Here is a 2,734-nt window from a genome sequence, read left to right as displayed (position 1 = left end):
AACAGGCCGACGATGCCGATGACGAAGATGGCGATCAGGATGTGCGTGACGTTGAGGTTGTTCCACTCGTCCCACACCCAGAAGCCGATGCCCACGCGCTGCTTCATGCCACCGGAGATCTCGTGCGGGCGCTTGGTGGCGGCGTGGCCCATGTTCACCAGTTGTAGTGCCGCCATGGTGCGTTCCTTGAGGCCGGCCTTGGTGTCGGTGTTGCTGAACACGCGCTCGACCGCGAGGTGCACGTTCTCGTAGCAGGTGAGCCATGGCAGCAGCGAGTGGTTCTGGAACACCACCGCACGCTCGGGGCCGGGTGCGGCGATCTCGCGCTTGTCGCAGATCAGCGCGCCCTTGCTCGGCAGCGTGAGTCCGGCGATCAGGTTGAGCAGGGTGGATTTACCGCAGCCCGAGTGGCCGATCAGGGTGACGAACTCGCCCTTGGCCACCGTGAGGTTGATCTCGCGCAGGGCGTGGAAGCTGCCCTTCTTGGTGTTGAACACCATCTCGGCGTTCTGGACTTCGATGAAGTTCTTCATGGCAGGTCTCCTCAGGCTTCGTTGTAGGTGAACCGCTTGGCGACCGAGATCAGCGCCCATTCGAGCAACAGGCCGACGATGCCGATGACGAAGATGGCGATCAGGATGTGCGTGACGTTGAGGTTGTTCCACTCGTCCCACACCCAGAAGCCGATGCCCACGCCGCCGGTCAGCATCTCGGCGGCGACGATCACCAGCCAGGCCGTGCCCACCGAGAGGCGCACACCGGTCAGCATGTAGGGCAGCACCGCGGGGAAGAGGATCTGCGTGATCACCTTCCACTCGGAGAGATTCAGCACGCGCGCCACGTTCAGGTAGTCGCTCGGCACGCGCTGCACGCCCACGGCGGTGTTGATGATCATCGGCCAGATGGAGCAGATGAAGATCGTCCAGATCGCAGCCGGGTTGGCCGCCTTGAACACCAGCAGGCCGATCGGCAGCCAGGCCAGTGGCGAGACCGGGCGCAACAGGCTGATCAGCGGCGAGGCCATGCTGTTCAGGAAGCTGAAGCGCCCGATCATGAAGCCCAGCGGGATGCCCACCAGTGCTGCCAGCCCGAAGCCCACCGCCACGCGCTGCAGCGAGAACAGGATGTTCCAGCCGATGCCCTGGTCGTTGGGGCCCTTGCTGTAGAACGGGTCGGAGAACACCTTCACCGCTTCGTCGAAGGTGGCCATCGGCGTCGGGAAGGTCGTGCTCTTCATCGTGAGCAGCGCCCAGATGCCGATCAGCAAGGCGATGCCGATGACGGGTGGCAGAACCTTCAGCCACAGGGCCGACCAGTCGAACGGTGGCTTGACCACCACGGGCTTGGCGACCGCTGCCGCGGCGGGCGCGGGCTTGCCCTTGGCCGCTGCGGCGGCACGAGCCTTGGTGGAGGCATCGAGCGGGGAGTGAAAGACAGCACTGACCATGGTGTTCTCCTTGCAGTGATCTCAGGCCTTGATGGCGAAGCTGTCGGCGTACTTCTTGGGGTCCTTGCCGTCCCACACCACGCCATCCAGCAGCTTGCTCGTGCGCAGCACCTCCTTGGGGACGCTGACCTTGAGGGCGCCAGCCGCTTCCTTGTAGAGGTCGATCTGATTGATCTGCTTGGCCACCGCCAGGTAGTCGGGGTGCTCCTTCAGCAGGCCCCAGCGCTTGTGCTGCGTGAGGAACCACATGCCGTCGCTGAGGTACGGGAAGTTCACCGCGCCGTCGTTGAAGAACTTCATGTGGTTCGGGTCGTCCCAGGTCTTGCCCAGGCCGTTCTGGTAGCGGCCCAGGATGCGCTGGTTGATGGCATCGACCCCGGTGTTGACGTAGCTCTTCTCGGCCACCGTCTCGGCCATCTTCATCTTGTTCTGCAGGCTCGCGTCGATCCAGCGGCCCGCCTCGAGGATGGCCATCATCACGGCGCGGCAGGTGTTGGGGTTCTTCTTGACGAAGTCGGACGTGGTGCCCAGCGTCTTCTCGGGGTGATCGCGCCAGATGTCCTGCGTGGTGATGGCGGTGATGCCGATGTTGTCCATGATGGCGCGATGGCCCCAGGGCTCGCCGACGCAGAAGCCGTCCATGTTGCCCACGCGCATGTTGGCCACCATCTGCGGCGGCGGCACGGTGATCAGCTTGGCGCCCGAGACCGGGTTGATGCCCGACGCCGCCAGCCAGTAGTGGATCCACATGGCGTGCGTGCCGGTCGGGAAGGTCTGCGCGAAGGTGTATTCGCGCTTCTCCGCGGCCATCAGCTTGGCCAGGCTCGCGCCGTCGACCGCGCCCTTGTCGGCGAGCTTCTTCGACAGCGTGATCGCCTGGCCATTGTTGTTCAGCGTCATCAGCACGGCCATGTCCTTCTTCGGGCCGCCGACGCCGAGGTGCACGCCGTAGATCAGCCCGTAGAGCACGTGGGCCATGTCCAGCTCGCCGTTGACGAGCTTGTCGCGCACGCCGGCCCACGAGGCCTCCTTGGTCGGCACGATCTTCACGCCGTACTTCTTGTCGAAGCCGAGCACCGAGGCCATCACCACCGAGGCGCAGTCGGTCAGCGGGATGAAGCCGATGCGCACCTCCTCCTTCTCGGGCTTGTCCGAGCCCTGCGCGTACACGGCGCTCTGCAGTCCGGGCACCATGCCCGTGGCGCCGGTGGCGGCGGCGGCCTTGATCAGGGTTCTGCGGCTCATGAGGATCTTCCGTGTCGTCAGGTGGTTCATGGCGGGTGGCAA

General features: G+C 64.7%; 3 protein-coding genes. All 3 read right to left on the bottom strand.

What is annotated here, in order from left to right:
• The coding region (locus tag VFL64_RS08680; protein WP_489539980.1) for an ABC transporter ATP-binding protein at nt 1-533 on the bottom strand (533 nt) is incomplete at its 3' end.
• A gap of 11 nt (nt 534-544) precedes the next feature.
• Nucleotides 545-1,447, bottom strand: coding sequence for a nitrate ABC transporter permease (gene ntrB, locus VFL64_RS08675; RefSeq protein WP_489539979.1), 903 nt, complete (start codon nt 1,445-1,447; stop codon nt 545-547).
• A 21-nt stretch (nt 1,448-1,468) separates the two neighbouring features.
• Nucleotides 1,469-2,692, bottom strand: coding sequence for a CmpA/NrtA family ABC transporter substrate-binding protein (locus VFL64_RS08670; RefSeq protein WP_489539978.1), 1,224 nt, complete (start codon nt 2,690-2,692; stop codon nt 1,469-1,471).
• Nucleotides 2,693-2,734 lie beyond the last annotated feature (42 nt).

This window comes from Rhizobacter sp., from assembly GCF_035702065.1.
Lineage (GTDB): Bacteria > Pseudomonadota > Gammaproteobacteria > Burkholderiales > Burkholderiaceae_C > Rhizobacter.
The sequence above is the reverse complement of the archived record's forward strand: the minus strand, read 5'-3'. Positions and strand labels throughout refer to the sequence as shown.